We start from the raw sequence: 23,548 nt of genomic DNA, 5'->3' as shown, positions 1-23,548 counted from the left end.
TTATGGTTTACAGTATCCCTTCCCTTCCCTGTTCTCTCGGATTAAACGACCCGCTCTCGCGGGCGAACAGGAACACTCCGGGCTGTGCCAACCAGCCGTTACTCATATCCCCAGTCGGGGGACTCTGAGTTATCTGTCGGCGAATATTCACCGCACCGTTCACATCTGCGTTCATCGGTACACCGCACGAATCACAGACGTATAGCCCACGCTCAACACGGTTGCTGTCGCTGATTTGACCACAACATGAGCATGTCTTACTGGTGTGTTCCTCATCAGTCCGTGTTACCAGTATGCCGTGTTCTTCAGCCTTGTACTCCAACAGATCGGTGAATCGTGCGAACTCCCAACCGTGTAACTTCTTGTTGCCTGCGTGCCCCCAGTTGCGGGACTCACCACTGTCATCCTCACGAATATCACTGAGACTGAGATCATCAACGGCTATCTCTGCTACACCCTCTTCGACGCAACGTTGGACAATATGCTTGCTGAGAGTATGCAGGAAGTGGTCTTTGCGTTTGCGTCTGGAGAGTTTTTACTGAGCCTTCCGTTTCCGTGCACGTTTTGACGAACCGGTCTCGCCTTCGGTCTGGTACTCCTTGCGCGTGAAATAGTGCTTGTCTTCTTTCAGTATATTGCCCGGATACAGTTCACTTGCTCCGCCTTCGTAGTCAATGGCAAGATAGTTCTTGATACCGAGATCAATACCAGCCGTCTGATTACCGGGTGTATCTTCAACTGGTATATGTTTGTTGCATACGATATGTAGTTCCCACATATCACCATTCCAAACGCCACGCACTTGCTGAATGTTCTCAACCGATACATCAGGTCGTGTCTCGTACTCTGCAAGAATGAAGTCAGAGCGACCTTGTTTCAGGTTGGAACCTTTTGAGAGGCACAGTTGCTCGTGTTTGTCATCGTGTTTGATAGCTTTCTTCTTCCACGTCACGGTAGAACGTGGATGTCGGTCGCCATGTTTTCGGAAACCTGGTGGATTATTACCATCATCAGAGTTGTACCACCCAGTGAACGCTTCAGCAAGCTCTTCAAGAACTCGCTGACTTGACTTGACTTGACTGAATGTAAATCAGGATACCGCTCGTGAGTCTTTAACTCCGATTTGAACTCGGTTTCGTCGGGTATCTCACCGTTCACCGTCATCATTCCACCATTGTTCGCTGTAGTAGCGTGCGACGTTCCACAGTTTTGATGCAGAAAACCCGCACTGATCGAGATCATCACGAACTTGTTGGTGGTTCGTAATATGTGCAACGTAACTGCGGGTTGTATTCAGCATCTTTTCTGTACATTACATGTTATGAGATGAAAAGTATAGACACAATTCGGTATATTGAATATCCAAGTCTGCCATCGACTGTGAAAAACCGAAATAGTTGTCGGATTCATCCTATTCTGTCCTGCGGCTACAGACGCAGGTATTCTCCTCGAATCTGTATAACTCGCTCAGCGGCTGTTCGAGTAATCTGTTGCTTTAGAATCTATGTGATTTCTTTTTTCACCGAATTTATATTAAATACGATACAGTCAATGATCACTCATATCAGAGTCACCACGGAGTGTCGCAAGGTCAGATTTGGCTTGATCGACATGATCAGTAACATCCGCTGAAATGTTATCTGTATCTTCAATCGTTTCTATGAGCGTTTGAAGATTACCCAATCGTTCATTAATCTGACCCTGATTTATTTCCTGATTGCGCGCCGCCAGTTCTGCGATATCGTTTGACTGCTCATATAGCGTTCGTTGAATAGTCCCGTCCGCAGCTTCGCTTGCTGTACGGAGGTTTTCACTCGCACTCTGCAGTTGTTCTCGGCTCATACAATATCATATATCATCGTAGCTCAAAGTATTTCGGGACATTACGATTATGAGATATGGAATTTCTAGTAATTATGATCATTGAGCGGTATCATATTCACATGAACTGAATTAATCTCCATCGTATTGACCAACTCGCTCAAGTATATCGACCTATAAAAAGCTCACAATGAGTAACACCTCCGAGTCGGGGCCGCTCTCGCCTGATCGACCGGCGGTTGACCGCGATTTCCGTGTTGACGCTCCTTTTGACCCAGCGGGCGATCAACCGGATGCAATTGATACGCTTGCATCAGGATTTCACTCTGGGATGGACGAACAAACCTTATTGGGTGTCACAGGATCTGGAAAGACAAATACCGTTTCTTGGGTCGTCGAAGAATTCCAGCGACCAACGCTTGTCATTGCGCATAATAAGACCTTAGCGGCGCAATTATACGAAGAATTCCGCGAGTTATTTCCAGATAACGCAGTAGAATACTTTGTCTCATACTACGATTATTACCAACCGGAAGCATATGTGGAGCAGACAGACACCTATATCGATAAAGATCTCTCAATAAACGAAGAGATTGACCGACTTCGTCATTCAGCGACTCGCTCACTTCTCACGCGTGATGATGTCATTGTTGTTGCGTCAGTCTCTGCCATCTATGGACTTGGTGACCCGGCGAACTACACTGATATGGCTCTCAGATTCGAGGTTGGTAATCAGATTAATCGGGACGAACTCCTTGCACAACTTGTCGATCTAAATTATGAACGCAATGATGTTGACTTCCAGCAGGGAACTTTTCGCGTCCGTGGTGATACCGTCGAAGTATATCCGATGTACGGTCGCTATGCTGTCCGGATTGAATTCTGGGGCGATGAGATCGACCGATTATCAAAACTTGACCCACTTACTGGGAATGTTGTCTCTGAGGAACCAGCCGTACTTGTCCACCCTGCAGAGCATTATTCGATTCCTGAAGAGAAACTCGAATCAGCTGTTGGTGAGATTGAAACGCTAATGAACGACCGGATTCAATACTTTGAGCGTCAGGGTGATCTCGTCGCAGCACAACGGATTGAAGAGCGAACGACATTTGATATTGAGATGCTTCGAGAAACAGGATACTGCTCAGGCATTGAGAACTATTCAGTTCATATGTCCAGTCGAGACTCTGGTGACCCGCCACATACGTTATTAGATTACTTTCCTGATGATTTCCTGACCGTTGTTGATGAATCTCATCAGACGCTTCCACAGATTCGAGGACAGTTTGCAGGAGATAAATCTCGTAAAGATTCTCTTGTAAAGAATGGATTCCGCCTCCCAACAGCATACGATAATCGCCCGCTTACCTTTGAAGAGTTTCGAGAAAAAACTGGAACGAGACTGTATGTCTCAGCGACGCCCGGTACATATGAGCGTGATCACTCCGAACAGATAGTTGAGCAAATTGTCCGACCGACACATCTTATCGACCCTGCAATCGAGATAGCAGATGCAACCGGTCAGGTTGATGATCTACTAAATCGAATCAACGAACGCGTTGAGCGTAATGAACGAGTCCTTGTCACGACACTTACAAAACGAATGGCGGAGGACCTGACTGAATTTCTTGAAGAAGCCGGTGTTGATGTGGCGTATATGCACGATGAGACTGATACGCTTGAACGACATGAGCTCATTCGTGACCTTCGGCTTGGCTCGATTGATGTTCTTGTTGGGATTAACCTCCTTCGTGAAGGACTCGATATCCCGGAGGTATCACTTGTCGCCATTCTCGACGCTGACCAGGAAGGATTCCTTCGATCTGAAACGACGCTTGTGCAGACAATGGGTCGCGCAGCGCGTAATGTCGAAGGGGAGGTGATCCTCTATGCGGATGAAGTCACAGACTCGATGTCAGCAGCAATTGATGAAACTCGTCGACGTCGACAGATCCAACGAAAATATAATCAGGAACACGGATATGATCCGCAGACTATCGAAAAGTCAATCGGTGAGACAAATCTCCCGGGAAGCGATAGTGATTCCACAACAACAACGACTGAAACTCCAGTTGATAAAGAGGAAGCGCGTGCACAGATTGAGACACTTGAAGAACGAATGGAATCAGCCGTTTCAAATCTCGAGTTCGAACTTGCTGCTGATATCCGTGACCAGATCCGTGATCTCCAACGTGAGTTTGGATTGAAAGATAATGAGGCTAAAGATGGAAAAAGCGGGGTTAACCCTGGACAAGACCCACTCGCATCGCCATCATCCAACGATACGAATTGATGATTGTGCGTACACGAAGAGACGACACAGAACCTTTTTATTGGAGGTAAAAAATGTTGCTTCTATGGCATTTTATACTTAATTATCAGTAATTATGACACGAACGAAAATGAATCGTTCAGACGGGTCTTATGATCATATAATAGATATATTCCGCAGATATGAAGTTTTATTTTGATGAATCGAAATAATATATTATGGTACGACATCATTTATTGTCTGCCCAATTCAGCAGTCTTCGACAGCATAACGCGGATGAGAGGATGACATAACATGCCACAGAGTATTGTTTTTCGTTCAAGATCTTTCATATCGAATCATCATCCTCGGTTAGCATCATTAACAGTAAAATAGCTTTTTTCGACAGAAATTACATTAGATTCATTTTAGATTCATGAGTTCCGTCTCATACAATGGTATTCAGAAGTCGTTCCTGCGATACCAGCATATATTCGTCCTGATTGCACCGATTGCATTTATTACAACGGTATTCCTTGTTGCCCCGACGCCAACGAATGTGGGCATTGAGTACTGGCTTCAATACTGGTGGCTCTTCCCAGCCTTCCTTCTTGGTGCGACAATGGTCAATACTGTCGGGATCAGCGGCTCTGCGGTATTTGTCCCGTTTTTGATCTTTATTTTCCCAATCTTCGCTCACCCACTTGAACCTGAAACGCTTGTCAAAGTCGGATTAATTAGTGAAGCATTTGGGCTCTCAAGTTCAGCTGTTGCGTTTATTCAATATGGACTCGTTGATCGTCGACTATCAGTCGCACTTGTTGCTGGCGCAATTCCATTTGTTGTTGGGGGCGCACTTCTGTCATTCATTATTCCGGAGCCATTGTTCCATGGGCTCCTCGCAATTGCGTTGCTTGCTGCTTCATATCTATTGTTCCAGACTGATCTTGAACACGAACATGACGATGACGCATCCGGTGAGAACGGTGCTGATGAACAAAGTGTAGACCGTACGGCGTCTGATGGTGGCGTTTCATCACTACCGAACGATGAAGATAAACTTGGACCCGCTGGCGTCAGCACAGATAAAAATGGACAGGTCACACGCGTTGATCGTCAAGGTGATAATTATCAATATACCCGTGCTGGGTACGTCCGTCGATTCGGGAATTATAGTATTGGTGGAATCTTCCAGGGACTAGCCGGATTCGGTGTTGGCGAGCTTGGTATTATCTCAATGCTTGGAACAAAGGTTCCAGTTCGCGTTGCTATCGGAACAAATCATATTGTCGTTGCGTTAACAGCTGTTCTTGCCTCGATTGTGCATATCTTCGGTGGGGGTTTGGTTGGCGGACATAGCATCAGTCTTGCCTCAACACCGTGGAATATGGTCATATTTACTGTTCCAGCAACCGTCCTTGGCGGACAAATCGCTCCATACGTCTCGAATGCGCTCAGTACAGATACGATTAAAACATTTGTCGGGGGATTATTCGCTGTTATCGCTGTAGCACTACTTATGATGGCTACTGGTGGGATCTAGTTCATGTATGAGACAATTCTCTTACCGACAGACGGGAGCACCGCTTCATTGATCGCAGCCGATCACGCCGGGTCACTGGCTGCTCTTGCTGATAGTACCGTTCATGTTCTTTCTGTCGCTGATGGACGTAGTCGGTTCAATAGCCCAAGTAGTGGTGTTGCCCCTGACGCGTGGGAAAACGCTGAACATGAACATGCGACATCAGCAACTGAAGATGCAATCGAGCGAATGCCTGATGATACCGACACCGAACAAACAGTTACTCAGGGAATCCCACATGAGTCGATACTTGAAATAGCTACAGACGAACCAGTTGATGCTGTGGTGATGGGAACACACGGTCGGACCGGGCTTGATCACTATCTTGTGGGAAGCGTTACGGAAAGAGTTGTCCGGCATTCACCGGTTCCTGTCATCACTGTTCGCGAGTCAACAGAGTGATTAGACTGACATTGATAAACAATCCAGTCAAGCGATTATCTGGTCTGCCTACCGATCAATCTTGATGTCCTATTCGGGCAGTGACCCGCATCGAGATATATCGACCCGACCATGATTTCAGATGATTTCGGATCCATGCGAATAAACTTTGATTTAATTCTGAGTTTGTTTGTTTTGGTGACTCTTCAGATCCTGGCGGTATACGCTGATGAGACATACTTGTGATTAGCAGAGTCGGTAGATAAAATTATAACGGTTATTTAATTTAAATGCCACTCTAATCACCGCCGCGGTAATGAATAGATGACTGAGAGTTAGTCGGAATTGAACTGAACATCATTTGAACGGTGAGGCTTTTTGATTGAGTCATATATAATCTATTAATGTTTAGTCTCAATATTCCGCTTCCACCCAAGATATCACAGCTCACGAGTAGTCTTCACGCTGAGCTGATGGCCTTTGACAACCGACGAGAGCGGCAGACGCTCGTGCTCAAGCGATTCGAAACGGACACTACCACGCCACGTGGCGGACAAATATCTGCAGACATCTCACTCCCTGTGCTTCGTGAACGACTTCGCCCGATCCTCACATCATCGACTACCCCAAATCAAATTGAGGTATCGATCACCGGCATTGATTTCTTTGAGAATCCACCAGGAGGGACTGCTCCTGTTGTCTATCTCGCTGTCGAGAGTCAATCGCTCATGACACTACACAATTATCTATGCAAATCATTTGATGCTATTGCTGGTCTTGAGGGTAGTGATTATGTTCCACACGTAACACTCGCACGTGGCGGTGAGACCGCAGATGCAGTACAGTTTATCAAACAACGATCAATCGACCCAATTAAATGGAGCGTCAATACGCTTCAGATATGGGATAATCGATACCGCGAAAATGCTGCTCAAATCAATCTTAGCGCTCGGTGACTCGCATTCCCATCGGCTCATCAGGATGCATCGTCAACGATCCTCGAAGATCAAATTGACGATCCCGAACGTAATCTAATTCATACTCCTGTGCAACAGTTCCTAAAATGAGCTTTGCCTCTAGCATTGAAAAGTGCTTACCAATACAGTGACGTGGTCCTCCTCCAAACGGGAAATACGAAAATCGTGGTCGATCGGCTCGACGCTTTGGACGCCATCGATCTGGGTCAAACGCCGTTGGATTATCATACCACCGCGGCGACCGATGCACGACCCATTGTGGTAACATAATTGCTGATCCGGCTGGGATTCGATATCCCCCGAGTCTCACATCGACCTGTGGTTCACGGAAAATGACATATACCGGTGGATATAGCCGCATCGCCTCCTGTAAGACACGTTCGATGTAATCGAACGATCGAGTATCAGACATTGTTGGCGTCTCCCCACCACAGACTGATGCAATCTCTTCATATACTTGGGTTCTCACTTCTGGATGCTCCGAGAGAAGATACCATGTATAAGTCAGCGTAAGCGCCGTGGTATCATGACCAGCCAATAACATTGTCATCATCTCATCTCGAAGCTGTTTATCTGTCTGCTCACCGCGTTGCTTTGCTCGGAGCAAGATAGATAGTAAATCCATTGGGTCGGCGTCATTGCTCGCACCGGGGTCAATATCTGCATCCGTCTCAGTCCCTAACCGTTCAGAGACAATCTCATCAATTACATCTTCAAGTATTTCGACTGACTCATGATATTCTCGATTTTCCTGTGTCGGCACCCAGTCTGGAATAATGAATCGAAGCGGATCCGGCTCAAAACGTTTTCCAAGTGGTTCAAGATTCTCCTGAACCGCTGTTGTTTGCTCATCAGTCAATGATGAACCGAACATAGCTTCAACAATAATTCGTACCGTTACGCGTGCCATCTCAAGATGAACATCTCTGATATCCCCAGCCTCCCACTGATTAATCATCCCTCTTGTGTGGTCGGTCATTGTCTCCGCAAGCGACGTGATTCGCTTTGGGCTGAAAGCTGGCTGTGCGAGTCGTCGTTGTTTCTGCCATGTCTCACCCTCACTCATCAGTAACCCATCCCCAAGGAGTGTTCCGATAGCATCATCTTGGAAGTCTGGTTTTTGATATTTCGGGTCATCTGTGACCAATACACGCTCAATGTCTGCCGGATTTGTCAGCATGTACGTATCAAGTGGTCCAAGACTGAATCGCACCACATCACCGTAAGCGTCTGCGACGCTTCGAAGGAAAGTGAACGGGTCGCTTGCATACTGACGACTATTGCCAAACACCGGCACCCCGTTTGGGCCCGGCGGTTGTGTACTCATTATATTTCGCTTTGTCCTGAAGCGGTATCAGCTGTTCGGCTAGGGAGACGGTGATGGTACTGCTCCATCATATGCATCAAGATCATCATAGAAATTTAATAGCGCAAACTGCACTTTTGATGGATCAACATCGATTAACTCCGCACGCTCTTCAGGTGGGAATTGACCTCGAACGCCGTATTTTCCCATCTCGGCGCTTTCTTGTGTATACCGCTTATCGATAAGAAGACGCACTCCATAGTCTGATGGTGAACGAATAACTCGACCAAGTGCCTGCCGTGTTTTCCGAATCGTTGGAATTTCAATTCCATATTGCCATCCGGCGTTTTTTTGACCGCTATATGCCCGATCATATGCGTTCTGGACCGCTTCAGCCCGCTCAGAAAGATGTGGATACGGGACCCCAACGACGGCAACGGTCCGTGCATCATCATCATCGAAACTCACGCCTTCTGCGAGCGTTCCCCACAGTGAGGTACAGAGCACAGATCCACTATGATCAACAAACGACTGTCTGAGTGGTTCTGTCTCAGTGCCTGATTCATCGAGCATCACTGGTTTGAATACAGCGTCGTGTTGCCTGAGTTGCGTTGCATACCGTTCGGCTTCTGCGTACGATGGGAAGAAAAACAGTGCATTTCCAGGCGTGAAGCGTGCAGCATCCGCAAGTGTGTCTGCGATAATCCTTTGAGTATCGGAATCGTTCCGTGCTGAGCTAAACAATGCTGGTGTTTTAATCGCAAGCGTTCGACGATTATCTTCCGGGTACGCCAGATCATACGCCATCTGAACCGGATCTGATAGCCCGAGCACATCTTCAGCGACGTCGAATGGTCGTAATGTTGCCGACATTAACACACTCGAGTGAACTTCATCAAATAGATCTGCAGTAACACTTCGTGGAATGCATCGATATAATTCTGCGCGGGCGTACACCTCATTCGTCCCTTCATCGCGCCGAACTGAAATTATTGGGTGGGTATCGACGGTATCATTATCTGTCATCCATGCATCAAGGAATGACGCTGCTTGTAGTGACTGACACTCTTTTCGTGTTGCTGTCTCCCCATTTTTGTACGCCGTTTCATGCTGTGAATCAATCGACTCAGCGAGTTGCCGTGCAAGATCAATTTCAGTATTAATCCCACGACCCTCGTACTGTTTGAGAAACTCAAGTGTCAAATCATCTCGCCGATCAGTATTCGTAATCGTGAGATCATACCACTCTGATGTAACCTGCTCACGTTCACCAAACCCAAACGAATCATCGGAGGTCCTTCGAAGTGCTGTGAGGAACGCCTCAAATACATTTGTTGCAGGTTCAGCACGTGAATCCTCACAGTCGTTAATTTCGGTTAATGCCTCCTCGAGCGTGTTTTCTGTCAGCGTCCGTCCGGCGTGATCACGCGCGGCTGATTCAATATTATGAGCCTCATCAAATACAGCCACAATATCATCTGGGTCACGACCGAGCCATCGGAAAAACTGCTCACGAATCGCTGGGTCAAGTAGGTGATGATAATTGCAGATAACCAGATCAACACCCTCAATACCCTCTTTTAGAAGTTCATATCCACATAGCTGACGTTCATCGGCATATTCATACACCTCTTCAGCTGTTCGGACGTCGTCAAATAACCATTCAAAAAATGCGTCAGTTGAGTCTGTTTCTGTAAGATTATTATGATAATATTCACAGATATTTCCTGCAGAAAGATCCTCAATTTCGGATGTAACTGACTCAAGTTCATCCGTCACCGCAGTTCGCGCTGACGCGGCTCCATCGTCTCCCTCACGAATCTCATCCAGCAATGCTGTCGCTTGCTCACGAAGTTGTGTACGTTCGCGCTCTTTATCTACAAGACTCCGCGTTGTGTCTCGAAGTGTTTGACACTCCTGATAATCAACATCAATATGACACATTGATGATTTGCCTTTGAACACCACAGCGCGAATTGAATCCACGTCATTGTGAACAATAGCCCGTGCGTCCGAGACAAATTGCCGCATCTGCTGGTGGACATTCGTTGTGATGACAACTGTCTTGTCAGTTCGTCGAGCATATTCAACCGCCGGACACAGTGCAGAGAGCGTTTTTCCTGTTCCAGGTGCTCCTTCTAAGAGAACGTCTCGTTGCTCATCAAGTGCTTCGGCAATCTCACCCATCGCCGAGCGTTGGTTTGGATATGGCTCTTCATACGGAAAGAACCGTTCGTAGTCACCAGTTGTCGACACACAGAATGTTGTCTCTTGATTAGATTAAAACTCTCGCACAGATCATTCTCGCTAAGATGGTAACGTTTCTGTGTATTTTATATTCATAGACTCCTGTTACCATTACTGAAGAACTTGCATTTCAGTGTCAAGGCTGGACTACATTGTAGTAATCGACCGTGCTGCATCCTGAGCGCACATAACTGTCATTATCTCCGGGGTATATACTCTCAACTTTAAACTCAAATGCTTGATATGCGTGGCTTTGATTTTGGCTTTGAATTCATGCTCAGTTTCAGTGATTCATCGCATTAATTCTTGGACAGTAACTCAACGAGAAGTCCTTTTTGTGCGTGTAGCCGATTTTCAGCTTGTTCCCAAACAAGCGTTTGAGTGCCTGTTAATACCTCATCTGTGATTTCTTCACCGCGATGTGCTGGAAGACAATGCATCACCTGAGCGTCGCTATCTGCTAACAATGATTCATTAACCTGATATCCCTCGAAAGCTGCTAACTTTTTATCGCGTTGTTCTTCTTGTCCCATCGAAATCCACACATCGGTGTATACGACATCTGAACCATTTACAGCAGCCGCCGGGGTATCAGCAACCGTTGGTGGCTGACCAAGTGCAGCCGCCTGTTCCAGCACTGACTGGTCCATTCCATATCCTGGCGGAGTGACAATAGTCAAATCAAGCCCGACCATCGCCGCGCCGATCACGAGTGACTGTCCAACGTTGTTCCCATCTCCAATCCATACCACCTGCACATCATCAAACCCGTCAAATTCCTCTTTAATTGTCAAAAGATCTGCAAGCGTTTGACAGGGGTGTGCATCGTCAGTAAGTCCATTAATTACGGGAATATCGGCATGAGCGGCAATTTCAAGAAGGTCATCATGATCGAATAATCGAGCCATCACGACATCAACATAGCCTGAAAGAACTCTTGCAGTATCAGACAATGGTTCACCATGTCCTAACTGAATATCGTCAGGCCCCAAAAAAATTGCATGCCCGCCGAGTTCTGTCATTCCTGTTTCAAACGAAATCCGTGTCCGTGTGCTTGGTTTCTCGAAAAGCATCCCAAGTGTTCTATTGGGGAATTGTGTATCATCATTGCCGCGTTTGAGTGCAGTTGCCTGACCCAGAATACTCTGTAGTTCAGCTGTGGTTAGATCATCAATATCAAGAAAATCATTTGAATTGGGCATTTATATCCTCTCTTTTTGCATTTGTTCTTGACTTCAGTATTTAATTATGAGCTCGGGTGCAGCTTACGGTGCGCTATTCAATCGCAAAGTCAGTATTAGTATTATTACCGTTGTTGTGTCATGCGTTGATGTTAGTGGCTTCATCGACTCGACAATGATTTCACAATCATGCTCTGGTCAGCTCTGGGTCTATCTCAGCAGGGTTTTGTCCGCTATCTATCTGATGTCGATCCGTTTCAGACTCTGTATCTGGGTCTGTTGCAGTGGATGTATTTGACTCTGAATTTGTGAGTCGATCACAGACATCCACAAGCACCGAGATTGCACCATCGTATTCTGCGAGATCAAGATGTTCATTCGGTGCATGGTCAAGATCTGAATCGCCAGGACCATACGTTGCCATCGGGCAATCCCAGGCTCCAGAGAAAATATTCATATCACTCGTTCCAGTTTTCCGTAGCAACCGTGGTTCACCACCAGCCGAGCGGATTGCAACGCGAAATGCTCGTGCCACATCTGTTCGAGGGCTTTTCATGACCGGTGGAATCGGCTTTTCCCAATGGACACTCCCATCGCTCAATTCGCCTTCAGCTACCTCCCGAACATCTTCGATTGTATATTTCGGTGGCACACGGAACTGGACATCAACAGTTGATTCAACGACAAGCCCATCCTCAGTTGGACCGCCATCAAATGCGACTGGCTTTGTGGTGACCGTCTCGAACACGCCATCAGCATTTTCAGTATCTTCGGATTCAAAGAATGAAGCAACGCTTGACCACCAATTTACCGCTGATTGAATTGCATTGTCATCTGGTCGCGATGAGTGACCAAGTTCACTCGTTGCAACATATTTCCCTGAGAGCATTCCGCGATAGCCGAGGGTGATTCCATCCCACCCAGACGGCTCACCATTGATGACGATCTCCGGGGGTGTACGGTTCTCAACAAGATGCCATGCGCCAGCAGATGTCGTCTCTTCACGGACAACTCCAGCAAAGGAAACATCAGTTTTGACAGCAGTAACAGCCATTGCTGCTAACGGTCCGGTCGCATCAACACTTCCTCGACCCCATAGTACTCCGTTTTGAACCTCAACAGGTATATCTCCCGGGACAGTGTCGATATGTGATGTCAATAATACACTATCATCAGCTGGTGCACGGACATTCCCGACTGAATCAATCCACGCGTCGCGACCATGTGATTCGAAGAATCGGCATAATCGCTCAGCTGCTGCTGATTCATCACCCGAGGTTGATGGAATTGATACAAGATCAGCTAGGAGTGTCTGTGTATCACTGAGTCCATCTGTCAACTCCGGCTGCACATCGAATGCATTGTGATTCGTCGTGAATGAGGTACCACCATCGGTAACGATAGTCGCGTTATTGATGATCTCATTCTCCTCGGTTGTGTGTGCATGGGCACAATCATCAGCACGAGCATGGTCATCGACGTTATTCATCCAAGTACCTCGATAAATGACTCAACGAATGTGTCAGCGTGCGTTTTATCAATATTCAACGGGGGAAGCAACCTCACGACTGTTCGACCGGCAGGAAGTGCAAGCACTTGCTCAGATAGCGCGAGGTTCTTTAATACTCGATTTGCCCCGCGTTTCACTTCAACACCAATCATCAATCCCTCGCCACGAATCTCGCGGACTGGGAGATCATGGTCTTCAACTGCATCCGCAATCGACGCTTGTAGATGTTCTCCAATCATAGCAGCGTTTCCTGGAACATCTTCTTCGACGATTGTCTCAAGAGTTGCATTTGCTGCTGCACAGACGACTGGTGTGCCGGAGAACGTTGACCCATGGTCACCACTATCTTCTGCAATCCAGTCACGAACGAGCGTTGCCCCTAATGGCATACCATTAGCGATTCCTTTTGCAGTCGTTAGAATATCTGGTGTCACCCCAGCCCCATCGGAGGCCCATAGCGATCCAGTTCGACCAACGCCTGTTTGAATTTCATCGAATACAAGCGCCGCGCCTGTGTCCTCTGTCGCCTCGCGAGCACGTCTCAGATACTCTGTTTCGGCTGGATGGATTCCTCCCTCACCTTGTACCGGCTCAAGGAAGACTGCTGCAGTTTCTTCATCAATAGCTGCCGTCAGTGCTTCTGGGTCACCATACGGAACAAAGTCAATACCACCGGCAAGTGGTTCAAACGGCGCTTTGTATTTATCTTTCCACGTCATCGCCAGTGCTCCCATTGTCCGTCCGTGGAATCCACGTTTCGTCGCAACAATCTTTGACCGCCCGGTAGCCGATCGTGCGAACTTCATCGCTGCTTCATTTGCCTCGGTTCCTGAATTACACAGCCAGACGTTCTCAATGTCTCCAGGTGCGAGTGTTGCGAGTTTCTGATAAAGGTCAGTTCGTGTCTCAACGGGGTATGAGGCTTGTACGTATGTCAAATCAGCTGCTTGCTGTTGGACAGCCTCAGTCACTGCTGGATGTGCGTGACCAATAGATGCAACAGCGTATGAAGCGCCAAAATCAAGATACGCTGTTCCATCGCTTCCATACAAATATGCCCCTTCTCCAGATTCGATTTCGATTGGTTTTTCAGAAAATACAAATCCGCCAGTCATTGTGTCTGCTCCTGATTGTCAATTACGTTCATCTCCGATTCAACTGCGTTCGTGTCGATATGGGTACCACAACCGGACAGCGCAGCAGTAATTGGGTCTGCCACGTTTGCATCTGCAATTATCACAGTCGTTGCACCGCTGTTGAGTGCTTCCTCAGCAGCCATTATTTTCTTTCTCATAAAGCCTTCTGCAGCGTCATTTAGTATATCCAACTCTGCTGGTGTTTGGACTGATTCGATGAGTGTCGACTCATCATCAGGGTCGCGATATACGCCGGCAACATCAGTAAGTGCAATTAATTCTCCATTGAGTGCTCCAGCAATCGCTGCAGCGGCACGATCCGCATCAGCATTAACTGCAACCCCATCATCGGCAAGCATCGGAACTGTAACCACCGGTGTATAATTATCTTGTAGTAACGTTGTTAGTAGTGACGTATTCACTGTCTCAATCTTCCCTGAATGGTCTCCACGCTCGATTTTCTTTCGTCCATCCTCAATAATACGAACCGCTGACTTCCGAGGACCACAGAGCAATCCTCCATCGACACCTGATAATCCTAATGCATTGACACCTGCAGACTGCAGGGCAACGGTAAGATCCGTATTAATTTTTCCTGGAAGTACCATCGAGAACACTTCCATTGTCTTCTCATCCGTGAACCGCCCAACAATCCCTTCGGGTGTCTCGACGTATCTTGGCTCTTCATCGAGTGCTTCAAGCGTTTCATCTACAGCTGTTGACCCTCCATGAACAACAACGATATCTCGCCCATCAGCGACAACTGCGGCGATATCTTCAATTGCATCAGCTGGATCTACCGCACGAGCACCTCCAATTTTCACAACGACCGGGACGTCTGAGTGAGCCAATCCGGTTGTGTCCGTCTGTTCCATTGTTAGGGTGCTCCCACCGGATGTAATCCTGTAAATTCGAGTCCCACCGTCTCATCAACTCCAAGCGCAATATTCGCTGCGTGAACTGCCTGTCCAGCAGAGCCCTTCATCATATTATCAATTGCTGAAAAAACAACGAGTCGGTGATTGCTCGGGTCACGTTCGAATCCAACCTCAGCGTAATTACTTCCGGCGACTGATTTCGGCTCTGGATATCGATAAACACCGCCACCGCCTGCGACTGTCCGCATAAATGGTTCCTCAGCATACGCATTGCGATATGCACCCCACAGGTCGCTATTTGAGACAGGATCAGATGGAAATACGTGACAGGTCGCACTTGCCCCTCGGGTCATCTCAACTGCATGTGCGGTGAATGACACCGAGAGCCCAAGAAACTGCTCAATTTCAGCTTCATGTCGATGCCCTGTTGGCGCATACGGTCGCACAACACCTGATCGTTCAGGATGACTTGAGGCATCTCCACCCCCAGTCCCACCCTCCGAGGAGCCAACTTTCAGATCAACAATGACCTGCTCGTCACCGGTAAGAATATTTGCATCAAACAGTGGGTTCAAGCCAAGGATTGTTGCTGTTGCATTACACCCGCCGGCAGCAATCAATGATGCACCAGCAAGATTCGATCGATTGATCTCTGGAAGGGCATACTCTGCATCCTCAAGATACTCTGGACAGGCGTGTCCGTCATACCATTCATTATACTGCTCAACTGAATTTAATCGAAAGTCCGCCGATAGATCAATGACGGTGTCGGCGGCTGCAGTAAATGTGTCAATCTGCTGCATTGAAACGCCATGCGGTGTCGCCGCGAAGAGCACATCAACCGATTCAAGATCGCTCGGATCGGTAAAACGTAGGTCAACTGATCGGAGGTTTGGATGTACATTTCCAATAGTTTTATGAGTTTTTGACCGGCTTGTCGCTTGGACAACCTCGAAATACGGATGCTGTGTAAGCAGTCGGAGTAACTCCCCTCCAGTAAATCCAGATCCGCCAACAACAGATGCAGTATAACTGTCAGTACGTGTTTTGTTCATACTCATGTTGCCTCCGCATCGCCAATCATCTCGCCGGTATTCTCACGATTAGTGGTATTACCTGATGTATCAACATCTGTCTCCAACCAATCAATGACCTCTCCCGGCACGTCAGTATTAACAGCACTGTTGAGCGCTTTGAATTCGACGGTGTGATTGACCTCATGTACTGTGTAATCACCATTACCAGTCTCCATCAGGTCAACTCCAAGAAGCCCACCTCCGACAGCTGCTGATGCATCTGCAACTAATTTACGAGCCCTATCATCAAGACTAAATGAGGATGCTTCTGCTCCCTTCGCAGCGTTCGTCAGCCAGTGATCCGCAGCGCGTGTCATTGCAGCAATTGGCTTCCCATCAGCGGCAAGCACACGAATATCTCGACCAGGCTTTGGAACGAACTCTTGAATATAGAACACCTTATGCTCATAATTACCGAGTGTGGACTTATGTTCAAGAATAGCCTCCGCAGCAGATCGTGACTCAATTTTTGCCATAAGTCGCCCCCAAGAGCCAATAACCGGCTTTAAGACACACGGATAGCCAAATCGTTCGATAGACTCCATTGCACTGTCGGTGGTGAATGATACCTCTGTTCGCGGCGTTGGGATACCTGCGGATTGTAATGCAAGGCTATTTTTCACCTTATCTGCACACACATCTGCTGTTTCGGCGCTGTTGATGACAGGTATATCATGTGCCTCTAAAAACTGTGTCGTGTAATAGCTCCGACTTGTCGCCAAACAGCGATCAAAAACAACATCGACATTACTGACCGCTGTTGGTGGGTCAGCGATATCGAACTGCTCATCTCGGATGTCGATTTTCTTGACCTCGTGTCCACGACTCCGCAGTTCAGACAACAAGAGCTTCTCATCCTGTCGAATCCGAGAATAGAGCAGTCCGACTTTCATTTTACTCGCCCCAATCCTCTTCGAGTTCTGGAGCTTCTTCAAGTGTTAATGGGTCAGTAGCGACAATCTCAAGCTCGGCTCCTGTTGCGGGACTATCAACAATTTCGCCAACCTCCGCATCGGCTGGGATTTCGATTTCCTCTCCACTGAGCGGATCTTCTCCAACGATGGTTTCTACCATGTATACTACTGTACCAGGAGGAGACTTAAACCCATCGAAACTGTTAGATAATTTACAGTAACTCAGAGGTGACTAACGACATCATATAGGCACTCAGACCGCTTATTTGAAATCAGTGTCAAATTTCATATGTTATATATCCCCAATGGGGACGTCGCAGTCCTGGTGGACCATCGACTGTGTTGATCAAGAGTCCCCAGTAGCTCTGAGAATAATACTCAGACATACTGTTGTACCTCCTGGTCCAACAACGTACTAGCACTGTCAATTTCATTGCGACGTGTTTTATATTCGGCTACGTGTGTCGCATGATTGTTCTCGTATGTTTCGATTGCGGTAACGACAGCCGTTGCCGCTGGTCCCCCCTGAGAATCTCGAGCACTGACATTCATCGCTGGATCAAGAACGTCAATAATCGTTTCCCGATCAACGTATGTGAACAGTGACTCACCAAGGGCGTCCTCAGCGGCATGATTTAACATCTCAATTGTCGGTGTTTCACCGTCTGCACGGTCGGTTGCAATTGTAAGAACCTCATGTGCAGTTCGAAATGGAATCCCTGTCATTGCTAACGCATCCGCAATCCCTGTTGCTGTTGAGAACCCATCTCCAGCAGCCGCTTCAAGCGCTTTTTTATTCCACTGTGCTGTTTTGATTGCGCCACCAACAACTGCCGTTGTTTCGGTTATATCATCAATTGCACTCCAAACGTGCGGCGTTGCACGCTGAAGGTCACGATTATACGCTCGCGGTAATCCCTTCAGTGTCGTCAACAACCCAGTTAATTCTCCTGTGATATCTCCGGCGACTGCCCTGACAAGTTCAAGTGTATCTGGGTTGACCTTTTGTGGCATAATCGATGATGTCGAGGCGTATTCATCTGCAAGTTCGATATATCCGTTATTTGCAAATATTATGAGATCCTCAGCTACTCCAGACAGTGTTATTGCGTGCGCTGCAAGTGCGCTAAGAGTCTCTATCAGGGTGTCCCGACCAGCGACAGCGTCCATCGTATTCTCAAGGATACCATCGAATCCCAGTAAGGTCGCTGTTCGCTCACGATCAATATCGAACGGCGTCCCGGCAAATGCAGCAGCACCAAGTGGTGATGTATTTACTCGATCGTATACATCAAGCAACCGAGCCGTGTCACGTTCGATTCCGGCAGCATATGAGCACAACCAGTGTCCAACAGTTATTGGCTGTGCTGACTGGAGATGAGTATATCCTGGCATTAGTGTTTCCGTGTGGACTTTTCCAGCCTCAAGCAGCACTTCTCGTAAGCCTAATGTCGTATCGATTGTCTGAAGAAGATCTGATCGAAGCTGATATCGAATACACGTTGCAACCTCATCATTTCTGCTTCGTGCAGTATGCATCTTTCCACCTGCTGGACCGACCCGGTCGATAACAGCTGTCTCAATCGCTTCATGTACATCTTCACCCTCGGAAAGTGCATCATGACCCGCGGTTTCAATCGAATCAAGAGCAGTGAGTATTATCTTTCCGGTCGCTGAGTCGATAATATCCTGCTCAATCAACATGATAACGTGTGCACGGTCAACTGCAATGTCAGCAGCAAAAATTCGCTCATCAGCAGCAAGACTTGAGAGGAACCCACGAGCTGGACCACCGGTAAACCGTTTACGACGGACAACACCTACATTTTCTGATGACGCTGTTTCGTCAGTGTTGCTCGCAACGTTCGGTGGGTTCTCCTCACTCATGATTAATTACTTTTCGCTGGTCTCAGTAGCTGCATTCGCGATGCGACCCTGATAACCATGATATTTTGCAACGCCTGTTGCATCTTGTTGTGTTATCTCGCCAACTGAACTTGTATTGAATGATGCAGCATCCGCGGAGTATGCAGCAGAGACAGACTCACGACCCACTGGACGTGCTCGTCCGCCCTCAAATTTGATTGTCACCGTCCCGGTCACTCGCTGTTGGGTTGCATCGATGAATCCCTCTAATGCGTCCATCAGTGGGTGATTGATGAGCCCCTCATACCCTTTCTGTGCCCACTCATTGTCGATATCACGCTTGAAATCTCGTTCATCTTTCGTGAGAACAAGCCCCTCAAGTGCTTCATGTGCGTTCAATAATGTTGTTGCAGCGGGATGTTCATAATTTTCGCGCACTTTCAGTCCAAGCATACGATCCTCCATCATATCTGTCCGCCCAACACCATGCTCTCCTGCGATTTCATTAAGTGTCTCAACAAGTTCAACAGGGTCGTACTCATCACCGTTGAGCGTCACCGGATATCCGGACTCAAATCCGATAGTGATCAGTTCGGTCTCAGTAGTATTCGCGGGGTCGACTGTCCACTCATAAACATCCTCAGGTGGAGTGTAGTTCGGATTTTCAAGCTCTCCGCCCTCAATCGACCGACTCCAGAGGTTTGTATCGATTGACCAGACACCATCATTCCCAGCTTGCACCGGAAGATCATGCTCAGCAGCGTACTCTTGTTCCCACTCGCGCGTCAGCTCAAGTTCACGAATGGGTGCAATAACGGCTAAATCCGAGTTTCGCCACACAGCCTCAAACCGAAGTTGATCATTCCCTTTACCCGTACAGCCGTGTGCGACTGCATCGCAATCCTCAGCCGTAGCCACAGATATAATCGATTCTGCAATTATCGGACGAGCAAGCGCTGTCCCAAGAGGATATCCTTGATATGTCGCGTTTGCTCGGACAGAATCAAAACATAAACTGACAAACTCTGTTGTTGCATCAACAACATGCAGGTCGATTCCATGTGCATCGGCTGTCGCCTGTGCCTCCTTGAATTCGGCTGCTGGCTGTCCAACATCAACAGTGACACCAATTACTTCATCGTACCCGTACTCTTCCTTGAGAAGTGAAACGCATACTGTTGTGTCGAGCCCGCCAGAGAATGCGAGTGCCGCACGTGTCATATATGATCATCTCAGACGCTCTTTCGTATAAAATACACGGTTTAATATTGTGAATGAAAAAGATAGAGATGTCTATAGATGGTATAACGATATCTAAACGATTTTATCAAGATACGGAATGAAAATATATTTGGGCCTAAATGGCCCGTCGCCGCTGTCGAATCTGACCAATAACGTTGTAACTCATGGACACAATAGAGACCCCCTCCATTGGGGTGAAGACACCCAGCCAATGCCAATCCATTGTTTCATAATTCAATGGCACTTACTAAATCTTTTCGAGAACGATATCAAATTACTATTCTGCATCACTAAAGTAAAATAACCGGACCATATCCGCATATAACTAATATAATGCTTGCTCCGTTCGCTGCTATCAGTGGGATCGAAACGTTATCATCGATGACGTAACCACCAATAACCGGCTTTATTCCGTCCGCAACTGTCGCCCCAGTAGCAGCGACGCCAGCAGCAACTACCCCTTTGATTCCTGCTGCCGGAAAAAGAAACACCATCCCAATTATGAAACACACAGTGAACATCGTAACGAGTGTACGCGGGCGTTTTGATTCCCCGGCAGCCCGCGTGGTGCCTAACAGCCCAGAGATTGGATCCCCGAGCGTTAACATCATCATCGCTGGAACCGCAATCAGGGGAATAAACACGATGATGACTACAGTGCTACTGAATGCGTATAATGCATATCCAGCAATATTGTGCTCTTCGTACGACCGTGTAAGCTCATCATAGATGTGCCAATCAAGCCCAACAAGAAGTCGAACCCCCTCAAGTAAAGCCGCCGTTACTGCCCCACCAATCATAATTATCTCAAATGCTGACCAACTAATTATATCAGCGACGTATAATATTGGCAGCACCGTACCACTTACATGAACAAGTCGACGTTTTAGTTCATTACCTGAGACCGATATCACATTGACATCATCGCCGTGATGAAATGTTGATAATAAATGGTCCGTCGCTTTTGTGGATATCTTCATTTTATTTACTTGAGTGAAGATCGATTCAACCTGATCAGCTTCTGAAGATGATTCCGCACAGACGTCTGACTCTGTCTGCGTATCAGTGTCAACATCGCTGCCTACCGGTTTATTGGAATTTGGTGTCACGACCTATTACTCGGTTTTATTCGCCCACTCAACGCCATCATACGTATTACTGAGATTTTCGAATATCACCTCACCAGATTGTACAGATTGAATCAACTCAGCGACCAATGTGATTGGTGCTCGAATCTGTTGTCCCGTGTCTCGCTGACGAACTGTCACTGTATCTACTCCTTCGTCCTCAATCCCATCACGATCGACAGTGACACAAAATGGTGTTCCAACTTCATCCTGTCGTCGATATCGTCGACCAATGCTCCCAGAATCATCAGAAATAACAGTTAAACCTGCTTCCCGAAGATCACTCACAACATCCTTGGCTCGCTCGACAAGCTGTTCAACATTTGAGACAAGGGGGAAGACTCCGACATCAGTCGGTGCAACATTTGGCGAGAGTGATAGATACGTCCGGTTTTCATCACCAATCGTGTCCTCTTGATAACCGTGTGCCAAAAGCGTGTAAACTGTCCGGTCGATTCCAAAGGAGGGTTCAATCACATGTGGTGTAATATGTTCACCGTTTACGGTTTGCGTCTCTATATGAAAATTCGTATCATCAGTATCGACTGCAACTGTATCTCCATCAAGTTCAATCTCGACAGTATCTCCACTGAATGCATCTGGATCTCGTTCAACAAGTGTCTCAAGCGCTGTTTTAATATCACCTGCTTGGGCACCAAACTTTGGTCCAAGCACACTCATGTCAGGATCAACGACAGCACGTTCAACTGTTTTTGACTCTTCATATTCCTGGAAGATGCTGAAGTCATCATCACCATACTCAGCATGCTTCGAAAGGTCATACTCTCCACGATAAGCGAATCCCGCGATTTCAATCCAATCCTCATCAACCTCACTTTCAGCGTCCCAGCACTCAGCCGCGTAGTGTGCTCGCTCACCGCTCAGATGTTGCCGAAACCGAAATCGGTTGGTATCGACGCCAATTGCCTCATACCACTGTTGTGCGATTCCAATGAAATATCCGATCCATCTATTACCAATAAGACCTGACTCAACTGCCTCGCCCACGGTTATCTCGATATATCCGCCATTCTCGTTTTGTTGTTGCTGTGCTGGATATAGCGTCACTGCAACATCGGCAACATCGTCAAGCGCCGGCGTGTCACGTTCTGGGTCAATAAACTGCTCTAACTCCGCTTGAGTAAACTCTCGTGTCCGAACAATCCGCTTCCGAGGTGAGATCTCATTACGATACGCTCGCCCAATTTGTGTGACACCGAATGGAAGTGTATTTCTTGCATACTGTTTGATCTGTGGAAACTCAACAAAAATCCCTTGTGCGGTTTCTGGGCGAAGATACCCTGATGATGTGGATCCTGGACCAATATTGGTATCAAACATCAAATTAAACGACTCAACCGGTTCACCGCCAAGTGCCGATTGACATCGTGGGCAGACGAGATCATATTCGACGATTAACGCCTCAACTTCATCAATCGGTAGTGATTCTGCATCCTCAATGTCCGTCGTATCTTCAATAAGATGATCTGCGCGGTGAGCCTTCGTACAATCAGGACACTCAACGAGCATATCATCGAATCCATCAAGATGTCCTGATGCCTCAAATACCGGTTCAGGCATAATCGTTGGTGCTTCAATCTCATAGTTACCTTCACGGACGGTGAATCGGTCCCGCCATGCAGCCTCAACATTTGATTTTAATGCTGCCCCCTGTGGACCGAAGGTATAAAATCCAGCAACACCGCCGTATGCGCCGCTTGATCCGAAAAAGAACCCACGGCGTTTTGCCAACTCCGCAAGCCGTTCACCCTCCGTCTGTCCCTCCTCTGTGCTCATCTATAGAGCCTCCAAAAAATCAGTATCAATGTCATGAATCATGCCAATAAGCCAGTTTTCCTCAAATAATCGGCGTTGCTCAGTATTATTTATCTTCATTATCTGTCTTATCCCAAAATCAAGTGCCGTTTTCTCACGGTCATAATATTCTCAGAGATAATCGTCTCTACAGGTTTGGTTGGGACAACGCTCTCTCGAAGCGTCATCGTATCGCCAGTATTCATATTCTGCCCTACTGAGCCGTATGCAAAAAGCC

18 protein-coding genes and 1 pseudogene are annotated in these 23,548 nt (G+C 47.3%); 4 read left to right on the top strand and 15 right to left on the bottom strand.

Annotated features, from left to right (window positions below):
• Window positions 1-7: 7 nt before the first annotated feature.
• Both J07HQW2_RS10030 and J07HQW2_RS10025 read right to left on the bottom strand, forming a co-directional pair.
• Window positions 8-1,300, bottom strand: a pseudogene (locus J07HQW2_RS10030) (RNA-guided endonuclease InsQ/TnpB family protein).
• A 248-nt stretch (window positions 1,301-1,548) separates the two neighbouring features.
• Entirely contained in the window at window positions 1,549-1,842 is a 294-nt protein-coding gene (locus J07HQW2_RS10025) for a DUF7553 family protein (RefSeq protein ID WP_021055379.1), read from the bottom strand.
• 169 nt (window positions 1,843-2,011) lie between these two features.
• Between J07HQW2_RS10025 and uvrB the strand changes: the two genes are divergently transcribed.
• The 4 genes from uvrB to J07HQW2_RS10005 all read left to right on the top strand — a co-directional run bounded on the left by uvrB (window position 2,012) and on the right by J07HQW2_RS10005 (window position 6,991).
• Window positions 2,012-4,114 (top strand): excinuclease ABC subunit UvrB, encoded by a 2,103-nt coding sequence (gene uvrB, locus J07HQW2_RS10020; RefSeq protein ID WP_021055378.1) that lies wholly within the window; start codon window positions 2,012-2,014, stop codon window positions 4,112-4,114.
• A 394-nt stretch (window positions 4,115-4,508) separates the two neighbouring features.
• Complete coding sequence (locus J07HQW2_RS10015; RefSeq protein WP_021055377.1) at window positions 4,509-5,615, top strand: sulfite exporter TauE/SafE family protein; 1,107 nt, start codon at window positions 4,509-4,511, stop codon at window positions 5,613-5,615.
• A 3-nt stretch (window positions 5,616-5,618) separates the two neighbouring features.
• Window positions 5,619-6,056, top strand: coding sequence for a universal stress protein (locus tag J07HQW2_RS10010; RefSeq protein WP_021055376.1), 438 nt, complete (start codon window positions 5,619-5,621; stop codon window positions 6,054-6,056).
• Window positions 6,057-6,439: 383 nt separating this feature from the next.
• Window positions 6,440-6,991, top strand: coding sequence for a 2'-5' RNA ligase family protein (locus J07HQW2_RS10005; protein ID WP_021055375.1), 552 nt, complete (start codon window positions 6,440-6,442; stop codon window positions 6,989-6,991).
• Here J07HQW2_RS10005 and J07HQW2_RS10000 read toward each other — a convergent pair.
• The 13 genes from J07HQW2_RS10000 to glyS all read right to left on the bottom strand — a co-directional run bounded on the left by J07HQW2_RS10000 (window position 6,978) and on the right by glyS (window position 23,292).
• Window positions 6,978-8,339, bottom strand: coding sequence for a cytochrome P450 (locus J07HQW2_RS10000; protein WP_021055374.1), 1,362 nt, complete (start codon window positions 8,337-8,339; stop codon window positions 6,978-6,980). The genes J07HQW2_RS10005 and J07HQW2_RS10000 overlap by 14 nt on opposite strands.
• A gap of 39 nt (window positions 8,340-8,378) precedes the next feature.
• Window positions 8,379-10,574: an ATP-dependent DNA helicase gene (locus J07HQW2_RS09995; RefSeq protein WP_021055373.1), complete on the bottom strand. Its 2,196-nt coding sequence runs from the start codon at window positions 10,572-10,574 to the stop codon at window positions 8,379-8,381.
• A 290-nt stretch (window positions 10,575-10,864) separates the two neighbouring features.
• On the bottom strand, window positions 10,865-11,767 hold the full coding sequence (gene argF, locus J07HQW2_RS09990) for an ornithine carbamoyltransferase (RefSeq protein ID WP_021055372.1): 903 nt from the start codon (window positions 11,765-11,767) through the stop codon (window positions 10,865-10,867).
• A 166-nt stretch (window positions 11,768-11,933) separates the two neighbouring features.
• On the bottom strand, window positions 11,934-13,235 hold the full coding sequence (locus J07HQW2_RS09985; protein ID WP_021055371.1) for a [LysW]-lysine hydrolase: 1,302 nt from the start codon (window positions 13,233-13,235) through the stop codon (window positions 11,934-11,936).
• A complete protein-coding gene (locus J07HQW2_RS09980) occupies window positions 13,232-14,371 on the bottom strand; it encodes an aspartate aminotransferase family protein (RefSeq protein WP_021055370.1) in 1,140 nt (379 codons plus the stop codon). Before J07HQW2_RS09980 ends, J07HQW2_RS09985 begins: the two co-directional genes overlap by 4 nt.
• On the bottom strand, window positions 14,368-15,267 hold the full coding sequence (locus J07HQW2_RS09975; protein ID WP_021055369.1) for an acetylglutamate/acetylaminoadipate kinase: 900 nt from the start codon (window positions 15,265-15,267) through the stop codon (window positions 14,368-14,370). The genes J07HQW2_RS09980 and J07HQW2_RS09975 overlap by 4 nt, the downstream gene beginning before the upstream one ends.
• A gap of 2 nt (window positions 15,268-15,269) precedes the next feature.
• Complete coding sequence (gene argC, locus J07HQW2_RS09970) at window positions 15,270-16,325, bottom strand: N-acetyl-gamma-glutamyl-phosphate reductase (protein ID WP_021055368.1); 1,056 nt, start codon at window positions 16,323-16,325, stop codon at window positions 15,270-15,272.
• 2 nt (window positions 16,326-16,327) lie between these two features.
• Complete coding sequence (lysX, locus tag J07HQW2_RS09965; RefSeq protein ID WP_021055367.1) at window positions 16,328-17,239, bottom strand: lysine biosynthesis protein LysX; 912 nt, start codon at window positions 17,237-17,239, stop codon at window positions 16,328-16,330.
• A 1-nt stretch (window position 17,240) separates the two neighbouring features.
• Entirely contained in the window at window positions 17,241-17,420 is a 180-nt protein-coding gene (gene lysW, locus J07HQW2_RS09960) for a lysine biosynthesis protein LysW (RefSeq protein ID WP_021055366.1), read from the bottom strand.
• Window positions 17,421-17,638: 218 nt separating this feature from the next.
• Entirely contained in the window at window positions 17,639-19,147 is a 1,509-nt protein-coding gene (gene argH / locus J07HQW2_RS09955) for an argininosuccinate lyase (RefSeq protein ID WP_021055365.1), read from the bottom strand.
• Between the two features lie 6 nt (window positions 19,148-19,153).
• Window positions 19,154-20,347, bottom strand: coding sequence for an argininosuccinate synthase (locus J07HQW2_RS09950; RefSeq protein WP_021055364.1), 1,194 nt, complete (start codon window positions 20,345-20,347; stop codon window positions 19,154-19,156).
• Window positions 20,348-20,658: 311 nt separating this feature from the next.
• Entirely contained in the window at window positions 20,659-21,477 is an 819-nt protein-coding gene (locus tag J07HQW2_RS09945) for a diacylglycerol/polyprenol kinase family protein (protein WP_021055363.1), read from the bottom strand.
• A gap of 6 nt (window positions 21,478-21,483) precedes the next feature.
• Entirely contained in the window at window positions 21,484-23,292 is a 1,809-nt protein-coding gene (gene glyS, locus J07HQW2_RS09940; protein WP_021055362.1) for a glycine--tRNA ligase, read from the bottom strand.
• Window positions 23,293-23,548: the final 256 nt, after the last annotated feature.

This window comes from Haloquadratum walsbyi J07HQW2, assembly GCF_000415985.1.
GTDB lineage: Archaea > Halobacteriota > Halobacteria > Halobacteriales > Haloferacaceae > Haloquadratum > Haloquadratum walsbyi_B.
The sequence above is the reverse complement of the archived record's forward strand: the minus strand, read 5'-3'. Positions and strand labels throughout refer to the sequence as shown.

Excerpts from the sequence above, each read along its gene's own strand:
- J07HQW2_RS10025 (WP_021055379.1), bottom strand. The coding sequence starts at position 1,842 with ATGAGCCGAGAACAACTGCAGAGTGCGAGTGAAAACCTCCGTACAGCA.
- uvrB (WP_021055378.1), top strand. The coding sequence starts at position 2,012 with ATGAGTAACACCTCCGAGTCGGGGCCGCTCTCGCCTGATCGACCGGCG.
- J07HQW2_RS10015 (WP_021055377.1), top strand. The coding sequence starts at position 4,509 with ATGAGTTCCGTCTCATACAATGGTATTCAGAAGTCGTTCCTGCGATAC.
- J07HQW2_RS10010 (WP_021055376.1), top strand. The coding sequence starts at position 5,619 with ATGTATGAGACAATTCTCTTACCGACAGACGGGAGCACCGCTTCATTG.
- J07HQW2_RS10005 (WP_021055375.1), top strand. The coding sequence starts at position 6,440 with ATGTTTAGTCTCAATATTCCGCTTCCACCCAAGATATCACAGCTCACG.
- J07HQW2_RS10000 (WP_021055374.1), bottom strand. The coding sequence starts at position 8,339 with ATGAGTACACAACCGCCGGGCCCAAACGGGGTGCCGGTGTTTGGCAAT.
- argF (WP_021055372.1), bottom strand. The coding sequence starts at position 11,767 with ATGCCCAATTCAAATGATTTTCTTGATATTGATGATCTAACCACAGCT.
- J07HQW2_RS09985 (WP_021055371.1), bottom strand. The coding sequence starts at position 13,235 with ATGAATAACGTCGATGACCATGCTCGTGCTGATGATTGTGCCCATGCA.
- J07HQW2_RS09980 (WP_021055370.1), bottom strand. The coding sequence starts at position 14,371 with ATGACTGGCGGATTTGTATTTTCTGAAAAACCAATCGAAATCGAATCT.
- J07HQW2_RS09975 (WP_021055369.1), bottom strand. The coding sequence starts at position 15,267 with ATGGAACAGACGGACACAACCGGATTGGCTCACTCAGACGTCCCGGTC.
- argC (WP_021055368.1), bottom strand. The coding sequence starts at position 16,325 with ATGAACAAAACACGTACTGACAGTTATACTGCATCTGTTGTTGGCGGA.
- lysX (WP_021055367.1), bottom strand. The coding sequence starts at position 17,239 with ATGAAAGTCGGACTGCTCTATTCTCGGATTCGACAGGATGAGAAGCTC.
- lysW (WP_021055366.1), bottom strand. The coding sequence starts at position 17,420 with ATGGTAGAAACCATCGTTGGAGAAGATCCGCTCAGTGGAGAGGAAATC.
- argH (WP_021055365.1), bottom strand. The coding sequence starts at position 19,147 with ATGAGTGAGGAGAACCCACCGAACGTTGCGAGCAACACTGACGAAACA.
- J07HQW2_RS09950 (WP_021055364.1), bottom strand. The coding sequence starts at position 20,347 with ATGACACGTGCGGCACTCGCATTCTCTGGCGGGCTCGACACAACAGTA.
- glyS (WP_021055362.1), bottom strand. The coding sequence starts at position 23,292 with ATGAGCACAGAGGAGGGACAGACGGAGGGTGAACGGCTTGCGGAGTTG.